Here is a 17,402-nt window from a genome sequence, read left to right on the forward strand (position 1 = left end):
GGGGTCGGTTCGATGAGGAGACTGAGGCGTGATGTCCATACTCAGATACTGCTCGCCAGCAGCCGTCTCGGACCAGGTGGTCGATACTGGAGTCGCCTTCGGGTCACTACTCAGTCACCACCAGGTCACCACCGGAGCACCGCAGTGAGTACTCACCCGAGCCCGAAATCCCGCAGTCGGTGATACTCGGCTCACGCTCAGGCGCGCAGTCGGCCTTCGGCATCCCGCATCGCCTCGGCGACCTGGTCCCTGCGCTCGATGCCGAGCTTGCGGAACAGCCGGTATGTGTGGCCCTCGACCGTTCGCACCCGCACTCCCAGTTCCAGCGCGATCTCCGCATTCGATCGGCCCGCGACGATGAGCGCGCTGATCTGCTTCTCCCGGGCGGTCAGTCCTATGTTCTGCCTGCCCGGTCCGTTGCTCTGACCAGCTCCGAATCGCGCGGCCAGAGCGATGCACTTACCCGCCAGGTCAGGCATAGACGCTCCGTATTCCTCCGCAAGAGACGTCAAGGCTGCACGATCATGATCACGCAGTGCAGCGCCGAGGCGGCTGACGATGTCGAACTCACGCCCGGTTCCGTGCGCGGCCGCTTCACACATCGCCTCAGGTGCGATCTCGTCGAAGTGCAGGAAGAGGTGCAGGCGGATGAGTACGACGATCGCGGCTGCCCCATCGGCTTCGGCTTCGTCCATCATCCGGCGCAGCTCGTGCTCGTACCGGGTCTCACCGGTGCGTATCGCCCGCGCGGTGGTTCGCAGTACGAGGGCTCGACGATATTCGTGGTAGAGGGCTGTGACGGGCAGCTCGTCGAAGCGGGCGTGCAGCTCGTCGGCGTCAGCAGCGGTTCCGACACGAGAGACCGCATATTCGGCCTCCGCCAACGCGATGGCCAGCTGCGTGCCCAAGTTCCAATAGGTGAGCGATTCGATCGCGGCGCGAAGCGCCTTCATCGCCCCCGGCAGATTGCCCTCGAGCAGGTGAGTCTGCGCCCACAGCAGGTCGATCGGCCCGGACCGAGCTGACAGGTACGCGATGTCATGCGTCGCCAGTGTCGTCATCAGCTCTCTCGCCTCAGCGGTTCGTCCCAGCTGCAGAAGTGTGCGCCCCTGCAGCATGGTCAGGTGAAGTGCCCCTGTGCTTTCGTTGCTGAAATCGGCTTGAGCGGATTCGAGGAGCGCGAGCGCTTCCAAGGTGCGTCCCGAGTCGAGCATGTCGGTCGCGTGCAGCATCGTGTCGAGCAGATGGAAGTTGCCCGTTGCCCCGCCCTCGGGTGTGAGTCCGTCGAAGACGTCCACGGTGATCGGTCGTTCTTCGGCCACGACGGCGGCGACACGGTCGAGGAATTCGAGTCCGAACGCTGCGTCCACTCCCCCTCCGGGGTGTCCGTCACCTTCCTCGTGCAGCCGATTGAGAGCGGTGCGGAAGTCCGCAAGCCGCAGGGCCGGAGACATGGAGGCGGAAGAGCGGTTCATCCAGACCACGAGCGCATCGACGACCAGCGGAGCACAGCATGCGGTGCGAACCGCATGGGCCAAGATGTCGAGTCCGAGGGGAATCTTATTGCAGCCGCAATAGAGCAGAGCGACCGAGAGCAGCTCGTGTGGGCTCAACTTCTCCGTCGGGATCTCCGCGATCAGCCGCATGGCCCGATGCCAGTCTCCGAGGCGAGCGGCGATGAGTGCGGCGTCGATGGTCCTCGACTCGCCGACTTCCGCTCCGCAGATCAGTCCCCACTCGGCCCTGACCACCTGCGACCACTCCGCAGGTGCATCTCCGCTGGAGTCGATGAAGTCGAACCACTCTCGACTCCGACCGGTCGGGGTCGTGTACCTGATCGTGTCCGAGGTGTGGTTCTCCACTGCCTCATAGACATGGGGTCTCTGCGCGTCGATCTTCAGTTCACCGGCGGCCACGAGGGCATCCGCGGCTTCCCCGAGCCCCGCCTCGAGCAGTGTCGCCAGCTCCACCTCCCCCGCGAGGACGACCAACTCGAGGGCCTCCGTCTCCTGGGGCGAGTGGTCGGCAAGACCGATCCGTGCGTAGTCGCGGGCACGCGCATCATAGTCGGTGTCGTGTCCGTCGAGGATCCACACTCCTCGGCGCAGGAGGAAGCGCGACCGTCGTGCGGTGTATTCGAGGAGTTCGATGAGCTTTCCCGGATTGCGTTTCGAATGGAAGTCGACGATGTCGACCACTGCTTGGGACACGATGTGACCGAGGCGGTGTTCGATCATCGACCGATAGTCCTCACGCGGCAGAGGACCGAGGACGAGATGCTGGAGCACACGGTCTTCGACCAGAGTCGAGAACGGCATGACCCCACTCTCGGGGTTGGACCGCGACATCGCGACGAGCCTGATCGAGCCGGCGCTGGCCAAGTCGGTCAGGACCTCCTGCGAACGGGAATCGAGCAGGTGGGCATCGTCGACAAAGACCGCCTGCGAGGTTCGAGTCGAGGTGAGCCGGGACACGATTCGCCCCAGCAGCGTGGACGGGTCGCCGTCGAGGTCGACGAGCAGACCGAAGACGCCGAACTCGGTGTTCTGGTGCACGCGGTCCCCGCGGATCCAGATTCCGTCGCTCCCGTCCTCGAAGGCCGTTCTCGCCAGAAGGGTCTTGCCGACGCCGATCTCGCCTTCGATGAGGATGCCGGAGCATTCCGAGCAGCGCGGCGACTGACGAATCAGTTCGAGTTCGCCCTTGCGCCCGAAGATCGTCGTGCCGTCCTGGATGCTCTCGCCCGATGATGTGGTCAGCTCTTCAGCCATTCCGTCACCACCTCTCGCAGCTCCTGCCGATTGGCCACATGCACTCGGCGGTAGAGACGTCCGAGGTGCCATTCGACGGTTCGGGCCGAAAGGTGCAGCTCTTCTCCGATCTCTGCGCTCGTTCGACCCTCGACGATGCCCGTGATGATCGAGTGCTCGAGCTCGCCCAGATTCGCGTGGAACCGTTTGCCGTCGGCATCGAAGTCGAGCACGCGCCGGCTCCGGCCCAGCAGGATCCGGGCTTCCTTGGTGGCGGCAGCATTGCCTGAGGCAACGGCGCGTTTTCGGGCCTCGCCGGACAGCTGGGCGCAGAGCACGACCGCGCCGAAGATCAGCGCCTCACGGGCCGCGGTGATGAGCGCCTGCAGATCGTCAGTGCTGAAGGCATGTGCCACGGCGCGCAGCAGGCGACCGAGGGAGCCGTCGACCCTGCCGGACGACGCGGACAATCCGCCGATGGCCTGTTCATGCCCGAGTCGACCGGCCTCGAGCCAGGCCAGGCAGGCAAGGGTGTGCGCACCGTGTTCTTCTGCCCAGGCCCCGAGCTCATAGAGTTGCGGGGCTGCCGGCCCCGGCGACGTCTGCGCCAGTGCCTGCAGGTCGAAGAGTCTGGCTTCGAATGAAGCCCACCACGAATGCCGACTGGCATCGGCCTCCTCGTCGACAGCGATCGAGACGACCTCCGTCCGCTGGTCTGTCAGCACAGCGGAGAGAGACAGTGCCGACCTGGCCATTCCAGCGATATCGACGATGTCGCAGGGGTCGGCACCGAGATTGAGTTCGCCGAGGATGCAGTGGGCCTTCGCCGCGTTTCCGGTGCGCAGGTCGATGAGCGCGTTCGTCAGCCTGGTCAGCCGCCGACTGGAGGTCAGTTCATCCATTGCCGTCCGCGCCTCGGCCCAGTTGCCGGCGATGAAATTCGCCACGAAGAACTGCGGGATGGCATCTTCCCGTTCGAACGATTCGGGCCCGGGAAGTCCGAACATCAGCCGGGCCTGCGCGATATAGCTCAGTCCCAGTTCGATCCGCCCGGACATCACTTCTGCCACGCCGAGGAACGCACATGCGCGCAGACGGTGGCGCACCGAGCTCGCATGGTTGAGATAGACGCTCTCGGCCAAGGCACAGGCAGCGGCGATACGACCTCCTTTGAGGTCGAACCTGGCGCGCGTCGCATCGAGCCGACCAACGTCGATCGGCAGCGAAAGCGTGTCCCGGACCCAGTCCAGCCGCAGTTCCTCGGGCTTCCTTGGGTCCATCAGCCTCAGTTCCATCGAGGCGAGACGGGACAGATACTCCTGTGCTGAGGTGTCCGGATTCAGACACGCCTCGGAGACAAGCGGGTCGACGATCTCCCGGGCCTGCCTGAGACGGCCGGCTCCCCATTCGCTGCGGGCGTGCTCGAGGTCGAGTTCGGGACCGCGATAGCCGCTGGTGCGGATGATCTCTGCGGCTTCGCGGTATCTGCCCCGCGCGTTTGCCCAACCGGCGGCATCCAGAACCTGCTTGGGAGTCGGCACCCGGCCCAAGGAGATCGACCACGCGGCGTAGCCGAAGAGCGTCCTGCCGTGAAGTGCCGAAAGGTCCGTTCCGGCATCGAACCGGGTGAGCAGTTCGAGGCTGCGAGAGGGAGGGACCATGGCTCGGACGTTCTCAGCCGTGACGGGTTCGTGCATGCTCACCGTTCCCCCTCGACCCTTCGAAATCGAGAGCAGACCGTCCTCCGCCAAAGAGTCGATCGTCTGTGGACTGGTGAACCCGACGAGCACGTCATAGGGCACCGCTTCGATGAGAGCGACGGTTTCGATGACCTCGCGGCTGGACTGATCGACCCGGGCGATCGCGGTTTCGACCCCGCTGGTCCGGCTCCGCCCGAACAGCAGCCTCTCGAGCAGCCGCGGATTGCCGTGGGCGAGTGCAGTCAGCTCCGAGACCGATCTCGTCTCGGTCTCCGAGAGTCCGATGCTGTTGATCATCGCAGCCGCATCCGCCTCGTCGATACCGTCCAGATCGATCCTGACAATGCTTCCCGACAGCCACAGCCCGGCGATGAGATCGACCGGCGAACGCGCCGATTCGGCGGCGATGACGAGTTTGATCCTGCGTGCATCCGTCAGCTGAGCCAACACTGCGAGGGAATGATCGTCGACGAGATCGGCATTATCGACGACGACCAGAGAGCGACCGCCTTCGGCTCTGCGCTCGAACAGATCACCGATCACCGACAGCGCACGCCCGGGCGGAAGGTCAGTGTCGATGCCCTCCCACGACAGCAGGATTTCGAAGATTCCGAGGTTCCGGACCCGCGCGTTCTCCGAGCCGCGCAGGCGGGTGACCGCAAGATCGGGGTCGAGACGAGAGAGCGCAGCATTCACCAGCGCGGTCTTCCCGATGCCCGCCGCGCCGATGATGAGAGCGCCCAGATGCCCCTGCCCGGAGATCGCGCCGACGACCGTCGAGAGCTCGGACTCATAGCCGAAGAGCCGACGCGACGGTGCGACCGGGGGGATATGCGTGGTCCTGCCTGACACGTCACTCAGCTTTCCGTACCCCTGGGGATCTTCTACAGCGGGGAATGCGGAGCCCAGCGGCGCGGGGTTCAATCCGGAGAAGCTCACGTCTCGGAATCACCATTGGAATTCCTGGATCAGTATTACCACTTGGGATAGGTGTAGTAATACATCTCTGAAATAAAGTTAGGCGATTGTGACATCAACATCCGATCCCACCGGAGGGCCGCCTCGGCGAGGGTCTTCGTCGTCTCCCACTTGTGAGCCCGAACACCGAACCGTACCATTGGAGGAAAGTTACTGAACGATCTATAAGGAGTTCGCATGGACACCCTACTGAATGCAGAAGAGCGCGAGTTCGCGCAGCAGATGCGTCAGTTCTACCGCACGGAGATCCCCGAGGAACTCCGCTTCAAGGTCGCCACCGGCCAGGAGCTGAGCAAGGAAGACATGGTCACCTCGCAGCGGATCCTCAACCAGCACGGCTACGCCGTGCCGAACTGGCCGGTCGAATGGGGCGGCCAGGACTGGACCCCCGTGCAGCGTCACATCTGGCTCGAAGAGATGCAGCTGGCCTGCGTTCCGCAGCCGCTGCCGTTCAACGTGTCCATGGTCGGACCCGTCATCGCCACCTTCGGCTCGCAGGAGATCAAGGAACGTTTCCTGCCCGCCACCGCGAACATCGACATCTGGTGGTCGCAGGGATTCTCCGAACCCAACGCCGGCTCGGACCTCGCCTCGCTCAAGACCACCGCGGTGCGCCAGGGCGACAAGTACATCGTCAACGGCCAGAAGACCTGGACGACCCTGGGCCAGTACGGCGACTGGATCTTCAACCTCGTGCGCACCGACCCTGACGTGAAGAAGCAGGCAGGCATCTCCTTCCTGCTCATCGACATGAAGACCCCCGGCGTCACCGTCCGTCCGATCCAGCTCATCGACGGCGGACACGAGGTCAACGAAGTCTTCTTCGACAATGTCGAGGTCCCCGTCGAAAACCTCGTCGGCGAAGAGAACAAGGGCTGGACCTACGCGAAGTTCCTGCTCGGCAACGAGCGCACCGGAATCGCCCGCATCGGCGGTTCGAAGGTCAACCTCGCCCGTGCCAAGGCCTACGCCGCGGTGACGAAGACCGCTCGCGGCACTCTGTTGGATGACCCCCTGTTCTCCGCTCGTCTGACGAAGATCGAAGCCGAACTCACCGCGCTCGAGATGACCCAGCTGCGGATCCTCTCGACCCAGGCCGCCGGGTCCGACAAGCCGGATCCACGCTCCTCGGTGCTCAAGCTCAAGGGCTCCCAGCTGCAGGAGGACATCTCCGAACTCCTCGTCGACGTACTCGGTCCGCAGGGTCTCGACTTCGTCTCCGACCGCGTGCAGGGCCAGGGTCTGTCCGACCTGCCCAACGGCGCTGTCGATGCTCTGCCCGGCTACTTCAACACCCGCAAGGTCACCATCTACGGCGGCTCGTCCGAGGTGCAGCGCGGAATCATCTCGAAGGCACTGCTCGGTCTCTGAGATACCGACGCTCACTCGATCTCCCAAGAAGGACAACAATGGATCTTGAACTCAACGACATTCAGCAAGAACTCGCCAGCACACTGAACAAGTACCTGCGCAGCGAGTACGACATCGCCAAGCGCGAAGAGATCCTTCGCAGCGACGAGGGCATCTCCCGCGAGAAGTGGCAGGCCTTCGCCGAGATGGGTCTGCTCGGACTTGCGATTCCCGAGTCCTACGGCGGCGCGGACATGACCTTCAACGAGGTGGCCGTGGTCGCCGAGGCGTTCGGTCGCTCACTCGTCCTCGAACCGTTTCTGGCTACCGCAGTCCTCGGTGCCAATGCCGTTCTACTCGGCGGCAGCGAGGAGCAGAAACAGGCCATCCTGCCCGGTGTGGCAGAGGGCCAGACCTTCCTCGCTCTCGCAGCACTCGAGCCCGGACTGCGCTACGCGATCGACGCTCCGCAGACTCAGGTCTCCGGTGCAGACGGCAGCTTCACCCTCACCGGTGAGAAGAACAACGTGCTCGGCGGGGACGTGGCCGACCACTTCGTCGTCACCGCCACGCAGAACGGCGAACTGGGTCTCTACCTCGTCGCCGCCGATGCCGAAGGTCTGAGCCGTGTGGCTCAGCGCCAGGCCGATGGTCTGGGCAGCGCGAACCTCAAGCTCGAGGGTGTCGCCGCCCAGCGCCTCGACGCCGCCGATGCCAACGCCGTGCTGTCCGAAGTCCTCGACCTGGGCAACGCCGCAATCATGGCTGAGGCCGTCGGTGCGCTCGAAGCCTCGCTGACGATGACTGCCGAGTACCTGAAGACCCGCGAGCAGTTCGGTGCACCGATCGGTGCGAACCAGGCTCTGCAGCACCGCGCCGCCGACCTCTACGCCGAACTCGAGTACGCGCGCAGCATGGCTCTGTACTCTCGCCTGGCCGTGACCTCCGAGGTCCCCGGGGCTGAGAAGGACCGTCACCGCGACGTCATCGCCGCGAAGATCATCGTCGACCGGGCTGCTCGCAACATCAGCCAGGAGTCGATCCAGATGCACGGCGGCATCGGCATGACCATGGAGTACCCTATCGGTCACTACGCCAAGCGCCTGACGGTCATGACCCGCACGTTCGACGACTCGGATTCGCTGACCGCAGAGCTCGCCGAACTCGGCGGACTCATCGAACCCCACGCCGCCGACCTCAGCTGAGGCACCGGCACTTCAGCGCCGCACGTTCGACCCCGAGCGTGCGGCGCTGCGTCGTCGGGGCCTATCAATGCCCACCGAGGCGGCCGGATCCCGGCAGCACGGAAGCGCCGAGGCGACACGACGTTGGTCGTGCCGCCTCGGCGCTTCTTCGTCTCTGTATGCCGGTCGGCAACCTCCGTGGCGGCGACTCGGTCCACCGCACTCCAACAGAGTTGGATTGTTGGGGCGATCCACTGTGATCTGAGCGCGAATAACCCCGTGGATCGACCAAACAATGCCGTCAACCGCACCTGCGCAAGGAGGACAGGGCCTCCTCGGCGGGACCACGGCCTTGTGGACGAGGAGGACGGGATTTCCTCAGGGAGACCAAGTCCTCCGCTGCGAGGCCTGCGCTGCCGGCAGCGAACTCAGCTCACGGGCTGGTCGTACACGTGCCGGCGGATCCACGAATGCATGGTGATCGCGGCGGCTGCTGCGGCGTTCATCGACCGTGTCGAACCGTACTGCGCGATCGAGAGCACGTCGCGGCTCGCCTGGTGCGCTTCCTCGCTCAGTCCCGGTCCTTCCTGACCGAACAGCAGCAGGCAGCGCTTGGGCAGGTCGTAGGTCTCCAGCGGCACGGAATCCGGGAAGTTGTCGATGCCCAGCAGGGGCACGTCGTTCTCGGCGCACCAGCTGAGCAGGTCGTCCACGCTCGGATGGTGGATGACGTGCTGGTACTTGTCGGTGACCATCGCTCCACGCCGGTTCCAGCGGCGTTTGCCGACGATGTGCACGGCTGCGGCGTTGAAGGCGTTGGCGGTGCGCACGACCGAACCGATGTTGAGGTCGTGCTGCCAGTTCTCGACTCCGACGTGGAAATCGTGCCGCGAGGCATCGAGGTCGGCCACGATCGCATCGTGCTTCCAGTACCGATACTGATCGACCACATTGCGCCGATCACCCTCAGCCAGCAGCTCCGGATCGAAGTGCTCACCCACAGGCCAGGGGCCGATCCACGGACCGACCCCCACCTGCGGTTCAGCGCTTTCGGTCACTTGTCGTCGCGGGAATCATCCGCCGACTTCGCGTCCTCTTCGTCTTCTCCGCCGGACTTCACGTCCGACTTCTTCGTGCCGGATTCCTTCGCCGAGGCGTCCGCCGCCTTCGCGTCCTTGTCCGCGTCCACGTCGTCCGTGTCCGCGTCCACGTCGTCCGAATCGGCATCATCCGCGTCGTCAGCGCTCGAGTCCGACTTCGCGGCGCCCTTCGCCGAGGTGGCGGCACCGACCTTCTGCGCGCGCTTGCTCATCTTCACGGTCCTGCCGCCGCGTCCGCCACCGGACAGCACCGAGCGCACGTACGCACCCGAGGCCAGAGCATGGAGGATGACGGCGAGGACCAGCGCGATGCCGGCGGCGACGAGACCTTCCCACCACTCGGCCTGACCGGCGAAGGAACGACCGGCGATGCCCAGCGGCGAGGTGAACGGCGTCCACGACAGCACCTTCGCGACGGTGCCCGAGGGTCCGATGATGACCGGAGCGAAGATGCCCGCCACGGTGATGACGCCGATGATCGTGAGGAAGGTGGCACGCGCCTTGGAGCCGACGACGGTCGACGCCCAGACGAGCAGCGCGAACACCGACCAGGCGGTGAGCAGCAGGGCCAGCGCGAACCAGCCCAGGCCCGGCAGCATGGCGAATGCCAGGGACGTCTTGCCCGACAGCGAGAGTCCGAGCTCGGTGATGACGGCGGCCGCAACGAGGTGGACGACGACGAGGGTCAGCATGCCCGTCACTCGCCCCGAGGCCGAGGCACGCGGCGGAATCGTGGCTGCGATGATCTCGGTGATCCGGTTTCGCTTCTCCAGGCGCAGGTTCTGGTACAGCGCAGTGCCCAGTGTGGCGACGACGAGCAGCGACAGCGCGACCATGCCCCACAGCAGCGGGGTGGCCACGGCACCGTCGACGGCCGGGGTCTCGAGCAGCGTCGCCTCGGTCTTCGGTGCGAGCTTCTCGAGCAGGGCATCGGGCTGCTTGTCGAGGGCGATGATCGTCGGCTGCCCCTGACCGCTCGGGTCCTGGATGAATGCGGCGTCGACCTTGCCCTCACGCACGAGCTTCTCGGCGGCGGGGGCGTCCTTGGCGTCGGTGATCTTCACACCCAGCTGCTGCTCATACATCGCCGCCTGCTCGCCGACTCCGACCATCGCCATGGTCGGGGTGCCCGAGTCCTTCTGCACGTCAGCGACGATTCCGGAGATGATGGCGGCCAACACGCCGAGGATGATCACGGCGGCCGTGACCAGGAAGTAGGGGCTGCGCATGGCCGTGGTGGACTCACGGTTCGACACGAGCCACGCGGCCTGGCGGTTGCCGACGTCGACGAATTCCGAGACCAGTCCGGTCTCCGGCAGTTCGTCGGGGTCTGGGGTGTCCTCGGCGAGTTCGAAGGGAACGTCGTCGAGGCCGGCGGTGGCGCCGGACTCGTCCGCTTCCTTCGCGTCGGAGGCCTTCGCGGCTGGGTCCTTCGCCTCGGTGCCCTTCTTCGCCGAGGCGGCCGATCCAGTGGTCGCACCGGCGTCGGTCGCCTCGTCGACCGAGTCGGCCTCCTCGGCGGTGGTCTCGTCTTCGATCACATCGTCATCGACGGGCACACCGAGGTCGTCGATGCCTTCGCCGGCCGTGCCCTTGGACACGAGCGGTTCCGGGGACTCGTCATTCGCACCATTGTCTTTGCGCGCCATTACAGAGCCTCCTTGTACTGCTCGGCCAGTGTCGGGCGGACACTTTCGAAGTTCTTCACATTCTTCAGCTCGGCCACGGCAGCGGCGGCTGACTTCGCATCATTCGCGCGGAAGCTCACGCCCTCGCGTCCGACGGTCTTCACATCGCTGATTCCCGTTCGGGATTTCAGTGCCGAGGCGGCCGCCTCGGTGTCCGTCGTCTCGACGCGATAGTGCTGGTCACCGAGCAGCTTCTCGACGCTGCCCGAGGCGGTCACCTTGCCCTGGTTCAGAACGATGACATCATCGGCGAACTCCTGTGCGGCCTCCCAGTCGTCGGTGGCCAGGATGACAGGCACTCCCGAGGATGCATGGGCCCGCAGCAGGGACGTGACCAGGCGCAGCGAGGCGGCGTCGAGGCCGGCGAAGGCATCGTCGATGACGACGACGTCCGGGTCCGCGGCCAGGGTCGCGGCGATGTCGACGCGGGCGATCTCGGCGCCGGAGAGGTTCTTCAGCGGTGCGTAGCCGCGGTCGGCGAGCTCGAGATGGCCGAGCAGGGTCAGCGCATTCCGTTCGGCCGCACCCAGGGTGATCCCGTGCAGGCGGGCGAGGTAGACGATCTGGTCGAGCACGCGCATGTTCGGGTATCCGCCGCGCTCGGCGGGCAGATAGCCGAAGTTCTGCCGGTCGCCGAAGTCGAGTTCGAAGTCCTCGAGTTCGATGGTGCCCTCATCAGCGGCGATGAGGCCCATGATGATGCGCACCAATTCGGTGCGGCCCGCCGAGCGGGTTCCCACGATTGCGGTGATCCGGCCCGCCTCGGCGGTGAAACTCACCTCGTCCAGATATGTCCGCTTCCCTTTGCGCAGGGAAACCTCTTTCAGTGTGAGCACGCGTCATCCTTTACATCAAACAGTTCTTGGGGAGTGTCTCATCTATCGTGTTGAAATAAGAGACTTGTTTCAAACCACGTCCTCGATTTCGACAGAATTGCCAGTCGAGTCCCAGGTCGTGATCGGTGAGTCGAGTTCGCCGAGGGGGCACCGTTTCGCCCCACTTCGCCGAGGCGGGCCTCAGTCGAGTCCGAGATCCGCGGTCGTCAGCGCGGTCAGGTACGGAATTCCCGTGGCTTCGACCCGTTCCTTGGCGCCGGTGTCGCGATCCATGACCACCGCCACGGCGACCACCTCGGCGCCGGCTTCTTTGAGCGCTTCGACGGCGGTGAGCACGGAACCGCCCGTGGTCGACGTGTCCTCGACGGCGACGACGCGCTTGCCGGCGACGTCGGGGCCTTCGACACGACGGGACATTCCGTGCTTCTTCGCCTCTTTGCGCACGACGAAGGAGTCGAGCGGGGTGCCGCGCACCACCGACCGGTGCATGACGGCGGTGCCGACCGGGTCGGCGCCCATCGTCAGTCCGCCGACGGCATCGACCTTGTCGAGCAGATCATGAGCCTCGAGGAGATCAAGGACGACATCGCCGACGAGCGGTGCCGAACGGTGATCGAGGGTGACCCGACGCAGATCGAGGTAGTAGTCGGCCTCCTTGCCGGAGGAGAGGGTCACCCTGCCGCGCACCACGGCGAGTTCGTCGATGAGGTCGAGCAGTTGTCGGCGAGTGTCAGCGCTGTCGGTCATGAACTCCAGTCTACTGGGCGGTCGGACCACGCCCGTTCAGCCCCGTCTCAGTGACCGGGCGCCCTCCCTTTCAGTGTCCAGAAGGCCTCACGCAGGCCTCCCGCCTCAGAGCCCAGCCGCCCTTCTGCCGCGGCCTGCTGACACCGGGCGTGGGGATCCGACCGGTCCTGCTGACACCGGGCGTGAGGTTCCGGCTGGCCCTGCTGACTCCGGGCGTGAGGTTCCGGCTGGCTCTGCGTCTGTATAGATGTCATAAAGGATCAACAAGGCTTGGCACTTACCCTGCGTTTCGGTTGTACAGTGGCAACAGCACCGTGCAACCCGGCCGGTCAACTGTCTCAGAAGGGACGTGAGCAACATGGGTTTCATCGCATATCTCATCCTCGGACTCATCGCCGGAGCCATCGCTAAGGCGATCTTGCCCGGCAAACAGGGCGGCGGCTTCTTCGCCACGCTCATCCTCGGCGTCATCGGAGCCATGCTGGGCGGCTGGCTCGGCGGCATGATCTTCGGCGCCCAGATGGATAAGTTCTTCTCACTGTCGTCCTGGCTGTGCGCGATCGGCGGCTCGCTGATCGTGCTCATCATCTGGGGCCTCATCACCGGACGCTCGAAGAGCAAGGCCGACTGAGCGACTGCAGCCATCTAGAGAGCCACTGCCCGGCGGCACCCCGTTGCGGCCAAACACAGCCGCAGACGGCAGCGTCGGCAACAGCCCAGAAAAAGGTGGACAGCCCAAGTTTGAAACTGGGCTATCCACCTTTTTCTGTGCCGTTCGCGTCTTGGGTGCCGCCCGCCGCACGACCTCAGCGGCTGCGGCTGACGATGTGCACGTCGATGTCGATCTCCCCGATGGGCCCGTCGACCGCCGCCTGCAGGTCGACGGCGATGACGGCGAAGAGCTCGTCGACGATCTCGGTCACGGGCCGACTGTCATCGAGATGCGCATCGATCCGGACGCCGAGATCCTCGCCAGTGCGCCAGACCTCGACGCGCAGCGGTTCGGATCCGGTTCGGCGCATCACTCGAGCGGCCGCGTTGGCGATCATGTCGCGCAGCCCCGGTGCCAGGCCGGTGACGCCGTCGACTCCGGTGACGGATTCGGTCAGGCGGGCCGAGACCGCCGCCTCGTCGAATCCGCGTGAGGTCCCGCTTTCAAACCTCGGCTTTTCAACTCTCGCCTTCTCAACCCTCGGCTTCTCAGTCATCGGCGGCCTCCTCATCCACGAAGACGTCCTCGACGGTGACGTCGACTCGCATTGCGGGGATCCCCACCTGCGCGATCAGGGCACCGGCGACGCTGCGGCGGACATCCTCGGCGGCGGAGACGAAGGCCGTCCCCGCGCTCATCGTCACGGTCAGCGAAACTTCGACGGCGCTGCCCTCCGGCTCGCCCGCGGGGGTCAGATTCACGCTGCGGGCGCGGATCCCGGGCACGGAGTCGACGGCCTCGCGGATGATCCCGCGCACCTCTGCCGTCGCCATCCGGAAAGGGTTGCCGCGCTCGGTCGTCAGCTTCGTGGCCGGCGCCAGGGCCGCGTCCTCGCGCACGATCTGGAGGATGCGTTCGCGCAGGCCGACGGATTCGGCGGGGTCCGGTTCGAAGGCCCCCATGTACTCATCGATGATGCCGCGCAGGTGAGCGTCCGTGGCGTTGACGGACTCGTCGCTCATACCCATCCTTCCATGCCCTCGGCGATGGCGGTTCGGGCGCGGTGGATGCGTCCGCGCACACTGCCTTCGCTGATTCCCAAGGTCTCGGCGACCTCGGCGTAGCTGAGACCTTCCATCTGGTGGAGCACCCACGTTACACGCTGCTCCGAGGACAGAGTCTGCAGAATCTCGGAGAAATGCTCAAGCGCCGTGCGTGCCTCGACGGACCGTTCGACCGAGGCGGCACCGTCGACGTGATGGCCAAGGTCCTCCGGATCCGATGCGTCGGAGGGCCGGGATGTGCGTCGGCGCAGCACATCGGTGCAGCGGTTCGAGGCCATCCGGTAGATCCACGTGCCGAAGGCCGCGGGTTCGGCCAGGGCGTCGAGCGACCTCCAGGCCTTGACGAGCGTATCCTGAACGACGTCCTCGGCATCCTGTCGATCCCCGAGCGCACGCCAGGCGAAACGCAGCAGCTTCCGCTCGTATTCGTCGACGAGGGCCTCGAACGAGGCGATGTCGCCCTCGCGAGCGCGCACAACCAGGGTGACGATGTCGAAACGATCATCTCCCCTTGTCATATCACCATCGTAGGCCACGGGGGCGCGGAACCGGCCGGCCTCCTCGGCGAAAATTCCGCCTCGGCGAAAAATTTCTGCGAACACCGCGTGAGGATTCTCATCAGGCTGCGTCTGTACCTGTGTAAGCATCCTTCAGACGAAGGACTTGCGAACCGCATGCACCTCCAACGAAAAGGAAGAACGATGCCGGAACCCAAGCAGTCCGATTCGAACCAGAAGGCCCAGACCACCCAGAACGATGACGTGCGCAGCCCGCTCGTCACCGAGATGGGCACCACCACCATCGCCGAGAACGTCGTCGCCAAGCTCACCGGAATCGCCGCCCGCGAGGTCCCCGGCGTCTATGGAATGGGCAATGCCGCACGCCGCGCCTTCGACACCCTCACCGACCGCATCCCCGGCTCGCAGACCAACGTCTCGGGCGGAGTGTCCGTGGAGAAGGGTGAGAAGCAGACCGCCATCGACCTCACCATCGTCGTCGAATACGGCACCTCCATCGTCGACGTCGCCGAGGCGATCCGCCGCAACGTCGTGCGCGCCGTCGAACAGGGCACCGGACTCCAGGTCGTCGAGGTCAACATCGACGTCACCGACGTCCACCTGCCCGAGGACGACGAAGAGGCTCCGGCCAAGGATTCGCCGGAACTCAACTGACCCTCATCCGCTGCACCACCTCGGCAGAAGGAATGCCATGTCGAAAACTCTCATCGGACTCCTCGTCGGCCTGACGCTGGGAATCGTCGCCTACTTCGGCGGTTTCCTCGCGTTCCTCGTCGTCGCCATCTGCGGCGGGCTCGGACTGGTCGTCGGCCTCGTCCTCGACGGACGCCTCGACCTGTCCGCGCTGAGCTCACGCTCGACCACGCGGAGGTAGCGCCGTGGCCCCGATACTCGACGACGCTCCAGCTCGCCGAGGCGGCCTGACGATCGCGGACAAGGTCGTGGAGCGCACCGCCGGGCAGGTGCTGAAAGACCTGCCCGGCGTCGGCGGCACGAGCTCGGGTCTCTTCGGAATCGGAGCGAGTTCCAGCCTCGACACGCGCCCGTCCGTGGATGTCACCCTGTCCGGGCGCAGCTGCACGCTCGCCGTCCAGCTGGGCCTGGCCTACCCCACCCCCATCGTCGAGGCGACCGAACACGTCCGCTCCACCCTGAGTCACGAAGTCGAACGCCTCACCGGTGTCACCGTCCGTCAGGTCGACATCAGCGTGCGGTGGCTCGCCCCGGAGTCCTCCGGTGCGAATCGAGGAAGGAATCGCCTGCAATGAGCACACGCCTGCTGCGCAAGCGGCCCTCCCGCATCGGTCCGGCCGTGGTCGTCGCCCTCATCCTGCTGCTCCTCGCCGTGGGACTCGGCTGGGCCGGCATCGCCGCATTCGTGAGCTTCGGATCCGTCGCAGCCGCACTGATCGAGGCGCCGGATTCCGCCATCGCCGAGGCGGCCGGGAACCTGCATTGGAATTCCGCGGTCGTCATCGCGGTCGGCATCGTCCTGGCTCTGCTCGGACTCATCGCCTTCATCCTCGGCATCTCTCCCGGAGCGCGCCGGATCCTCGGCGTGAGCGCCGCTGGGTCAGAACACATCGGTGATTTCGAGGTCGCCCTGCCCACCTCGGCGCTGTCGCAGATCGCGGCCGCGGCCGCCGATGGGGTCGACGGCGTCAGCGGGGTCAAGGCCTCGTCGAACGCGAGGTCGACGATCGTGACGTTCTCGACGCCGATCCGCGACGTTGAGCCGATCCGCGCCGAAGTCGAAGCCGCCGTCAGGGAACGCTTCGCCTCGATCTCATTCGACCGCACCCCCACGGTGAAGGTCCAGGCCAGAAGGAGTCAGTCATGAGACGCACGGCCGCCGCCGCCAACCGCACGGGACTGATCATCCTCGGCCTCATCGCGCTGATCATCGGATTGGCAGTGCTCGCCATCGGGTTCGGTCTCACCGCCCCGGTCGACCCTGCCCTGGAGGCGGGAGCGGATCTCGGTCCGGTCGCCTCGGTGCTGGCGCTGCCCTATTCGGCGCTCATCGCCGTGGTCGTGGCCCTCATCCTGGCGATCATCGGGCTCCGCTGGCTGAGCGTGCAGGTCCCGCGCAAGGACTTCGCGAAGCCCTTCCGAATGCAGGCCGATGCCCGCACGGGTCTGACCACGGTGAATGCGGAGGTCATCGCCGAGGCGGTCGCCGCCGACCTCGAATCCACCGACGGAGTCTCCGACGCCACGGTGATTCTGCGCGGCACCGCGCGGAGTCCGGAGCTGCTCATCCACGTCGACGCCGATGAACGCGCCGACATCGATGCGATCATCGCCGAAGTCGCCGAGCGCGCCGCCGGCAATGCGGCAATGGCACTCGGTGCTCCGCTGAGCGCGGTGGCCCTGGAGATCGGCATCGCCCGCACTCGCTCGCGCCGCCAGCGCAGCGTCAGCGTCCAGTAGCGCCGACATCCAAGAGCGCCGCAGTCGGCAGAAGCCGGCAGCTGCAGTTTCTGCTTCAGCAGCAGGCAGCGGCGAGGTCACCATCGGATGCGGCCACCGAATCCAGGTCACTATCGGATACTTTTCGCACGCAGAAGTATCCGATAGTGACCTGGATTCGAGTTCGGATGTCCGATAGTGACCTGAAGACAGGCAGGCGGTCGCGAAACACTGCTGTGAATGACAAGAACCCCGGGGCGCGTAATCGCGACATCCCGGGGTCCTCGCAGCACTCCCCTCGAGTACCCGGACGCATCCCCATACGTCCGTTATGTCCACCCGATCCCCACCGGGCGAACACATTAATTTGACCACACTTTCGTGTCGCTTGTAAAGAATCTCACGCTCCGTCTTGAATCCTGT

The 17,402-nt window shown here is 65.4% G+C and carries 17 protein-coding genes; 8 read left to right on the forward strand and 9 right to left on the reverse strand.

Annotated elements, in window-relative coordinates:
* Positions 1 to 197: 197 nt before the first annotated feature.
* On the reverse strand, positions 198 to 2,771 hold the full coding sequence (locus AC239G_RS17245) for a LuxR C-terminal-related transcriptional regulator (protein ID WP_487489387.1): 2,574 nt from the start codon (positions 2,769 to 2,771) through the stop codon (positions 198 to 200).
* On the reverse strand, positions 2,756 to 3,505 hold the full coding sequence (locus AC239G_RS17250) for a helix-turn-helix transcriptional regulator (RefSeq protein ID WP_427846182.1): 750 nt from the start codon (positions 3,503 to 3,505) through the stop codon (positions 2,756 to 2,758). Before AC239G_RS17250 ends, AC239G_RS17245 begins: the two co-directional genes overlap by 16 nt.
* A 2,100-nt stretch (positions 3,506 to 5,605) precedes the next feature.
* Here AC239G_RS17250 and AC239G_RS17255 point away from each other — a divergent pair.
* Both AC239G_RS17255 and AC239G_RS17260 read left to right on the forward strand, forming a co-directional pair.
* A complete protein-coding gene (locus AC239G_RS17255) occupies positions 5,606 to 6,799 on the forward strand; it encodes an acyl-CoA dehydrogenase family protein (RefSeq protein ID WP_139909269.1) in 1,194 nt (397 codons plus the stop codon).
* A 38-nt stretch (positions 6,800 to 6,837) separates the two neighbouring features.
* Positions 6,838 to 7,983 (forward strand): acyl-CoA dehydrogenase family protein, encoded by a 1,146-nt coding sequence (locus tag AC239G_RS17260; RefSeq protein WP_139469063.1) that lies wholly within the window; start codon positions 6,838 to 6,840, stop codon positions 7,981 to 7,983.
* A gap of 407 nt (positions 7,984 to 8,390) precedes the next feature.
* Here AC239G_RS17260 and AC239G_RS17265 read toward each other — a convergent pair whose 3' ends face one another.
* The 4 genes from AC239G_RS17265 to pyrE form a co-directional block, all read right to left on the reverse strand.
* On the reverse strand, positions 8,391 to 9,020 hold the full coding sequence (locus AC239G_RS17265) for a TrmH family RNA methyltransferase (RefSeq protein ID WP_172171925.1): 630 nt from the start codon (positions 9,018 to 9,020) through the stop codon (positions 8,391 to 8,393).
* The gene (locus tag AC239G_RS17270; protein ID WP_487489388.1) at positions 9,017 to 10,711 is read right to left on the reverse strand and encodes an ABC transporter permease; all 1,695 of its coding nucleotides are present in this window, start codon (positions 10,709 to 10,711) and stop codon (positions 9,017 to 9,019) included. The genes AC239G_RS17265 and AC239G_RS17270 overlap by 4 nt, the downstream gene beginning before the upstream one ends.
* Positions 10,711 to 11,586 carry an ABC transporter ATP-binding protein gene (locus tag AC239G_RS17275; RefSeq protein ID WP_139469061.1) on the reverse strand — a complete coding sequence of 292 codons (876 nt, stop codon included), beginning with the start codon at positions 11,584 to 11,586 and terminating at the stop codon, positions 10,711 to 10,713. The genes AC239G_RS17270 and AC239G_RS17275 overlap by 1 nt, the downstream gene beginning before the upstream one ends.
* Positions 11,587 to 11,766: 180 nt before the next feature.
* Positions 11,767 to 12,333 (reverse strand): orotate phosphoribosyltransferase, encoded by a 567-nt coding sequence (gene pyrE / locus AC239G_RS17280; RefSeq protein WP_062862586.1) that lies wholly within the window; start codon positions 12,331 to 12,333, stop codon positions 11,767 to 11,769.
* A 358-nt stretch (positions 12,334 to 12,691) separates the two neighbouring features.
* On the opposite strand from pyrE, the gene AC239G_RS17285 reads away from it, so the two are divergent.
* A complete protein-coding gene (locus tag AC239G_RS17285; protein WP_101547170.1) occupies positions 12,692 to 12,964 on the forward strand; it encodes a GlsB/YeaQ/YmgE family stress response membrane protein in 273 nt (90 codons plus the stop codon).
* A 175-nt stretch (positions 12,965 to 13,139) separates the two neighbouring features.
* Here the strand turns inward: AC239G_RS17285 and AC239G_RS17290 are convergent, their stop codons facing one another.
* The 3 genes from AC239G_RS17290 to AC239G_RS17300 are packed head-to-tail and all read right to left on the reverse strand — an operon-like array spanning position 13,140 to position 14,651.
* Positions 13,140 to 13,541 (reverse strand): hypothetical protein, encoded by a 402-nt coding sequence (locus tag AC239G_RS17290; RefSeq protein ID WP_139909273.1) that lies wholly within the window; start codon positions 13,539 to 13,541, stop codon positions 13,140 to 13,142.
* Positions 13,534 to 14,007 (reverse strand): Asp23/Gls24 family envelope stress response protein, encoded by a 474-nt coding sequence (locus tag AC239G_RS17295; protein WP_258041790.1) that lies wholly within the window; start codon positions 14,005 to 14,007, stop codon positions 13,534 to 13,536. The genes AC239G_RS17290 and AC239G_RS17295 overlap by 8 nt, the downstream gene beginning before the upstream one ends.
* On the reverse strand, positions 14,004 to 14,651 hold the full coding sequence (locus AC239G_RS17300; RefSeq protein ID WP_434592077.1) for an RNA polymerase sigma factor: 648 nt from the start codon (positions 14,649 to 14,651) through the stop codon (positions 14,004 to 14,006). The genes AC239G_RS17295 and AC239G_RS17300 overlap by 4 nt, the downstream gene beginning before the upstream one ends.
* Before the next feature lie 99 nt (positions 14,652 to 14,750).
* Here AC239G_RS17300 and AC239G_RS17305 point away from each other — a divergent pair, with 99 nt between their 5' ends.
* Genes AC239G_RS17305 through AC239G_RS17325 form a run of 5 tightly spaced genes read left to right on the forward strand, consistent with a single transcriptional unit; the run spans position 14,751 to position 17,000 of the window.
* On the forward strand, positions 14,751 to 15,221 hold the full coding sequence (locus AC239G_RS17305) for an Asp23/Gls24 family envelope stress response protein (RefSeq protein WP_139469056.1): 471 nt from the start codon (positions 14,751 to 14,753) through the stop codon (positions 15,219 to 15,221).
* 37 nt (positions 15,222 to 15,258) lie between these two features.
* Positions 15,259 to 15,441, forward strand: a complete 183-nt coding sequence (locus AC239G_RS17310) for a hypothetical protein (protein ID WP_062862592.1) — start codon at positions 15,259 to 15,261, stop codon at positions 15,439 to 15,441.
* 4 nt (positions 15,442 to 15,445) lie between these two features.
* The gene (locus AC239G_RS17315; protein WP_229664069.1) at positions 15,446 to 15,835 is read left to right on the forward strand and encodes an Asp23/Gls24 family envelope stress response protein; all 390 of its coding nucleotides are present in this window, start codon (positions 15,446 to 15,448) and stop codon (positions 15,833 to 15,835) included.
* Positions 15,832 to 16,407: a DUF6286 domain-containing protein gene (locus AC239G_RS17320; protein WP_139469055.1), complete on the forward strand. Its 576-nt coding sequence runs from the start codon at positions 15,832 to 15,834 to the stop codon at positions 16,405 to 16,407. The genes AC239G_RS17315 and AC239G_RS17320 overlap by 4 nt, the downstream gene beginning before the upstream one ends.
* Positions 16,404 to 17,000, forward strand: coding sequence for an alkaline shock response membrane anchor protein AmaP (locus AC239G_RS17325; protein ID WP_139469054.1), 597 nt, complete (start codon positions 16,404 to 16,406; stop codon positions 16,998 to 17,000). Before AC239G_RS17320 ends, AC239G_RS17325 begins: the two co-directional genes overlap by 4 nt.
* The last annotated feature ends 402 nt before the right edge of the window (positions 17,001 to 17,402 follow it).

This window comes from Brevibacterium sp. Lmc1, from assembly GCF_057654315.1.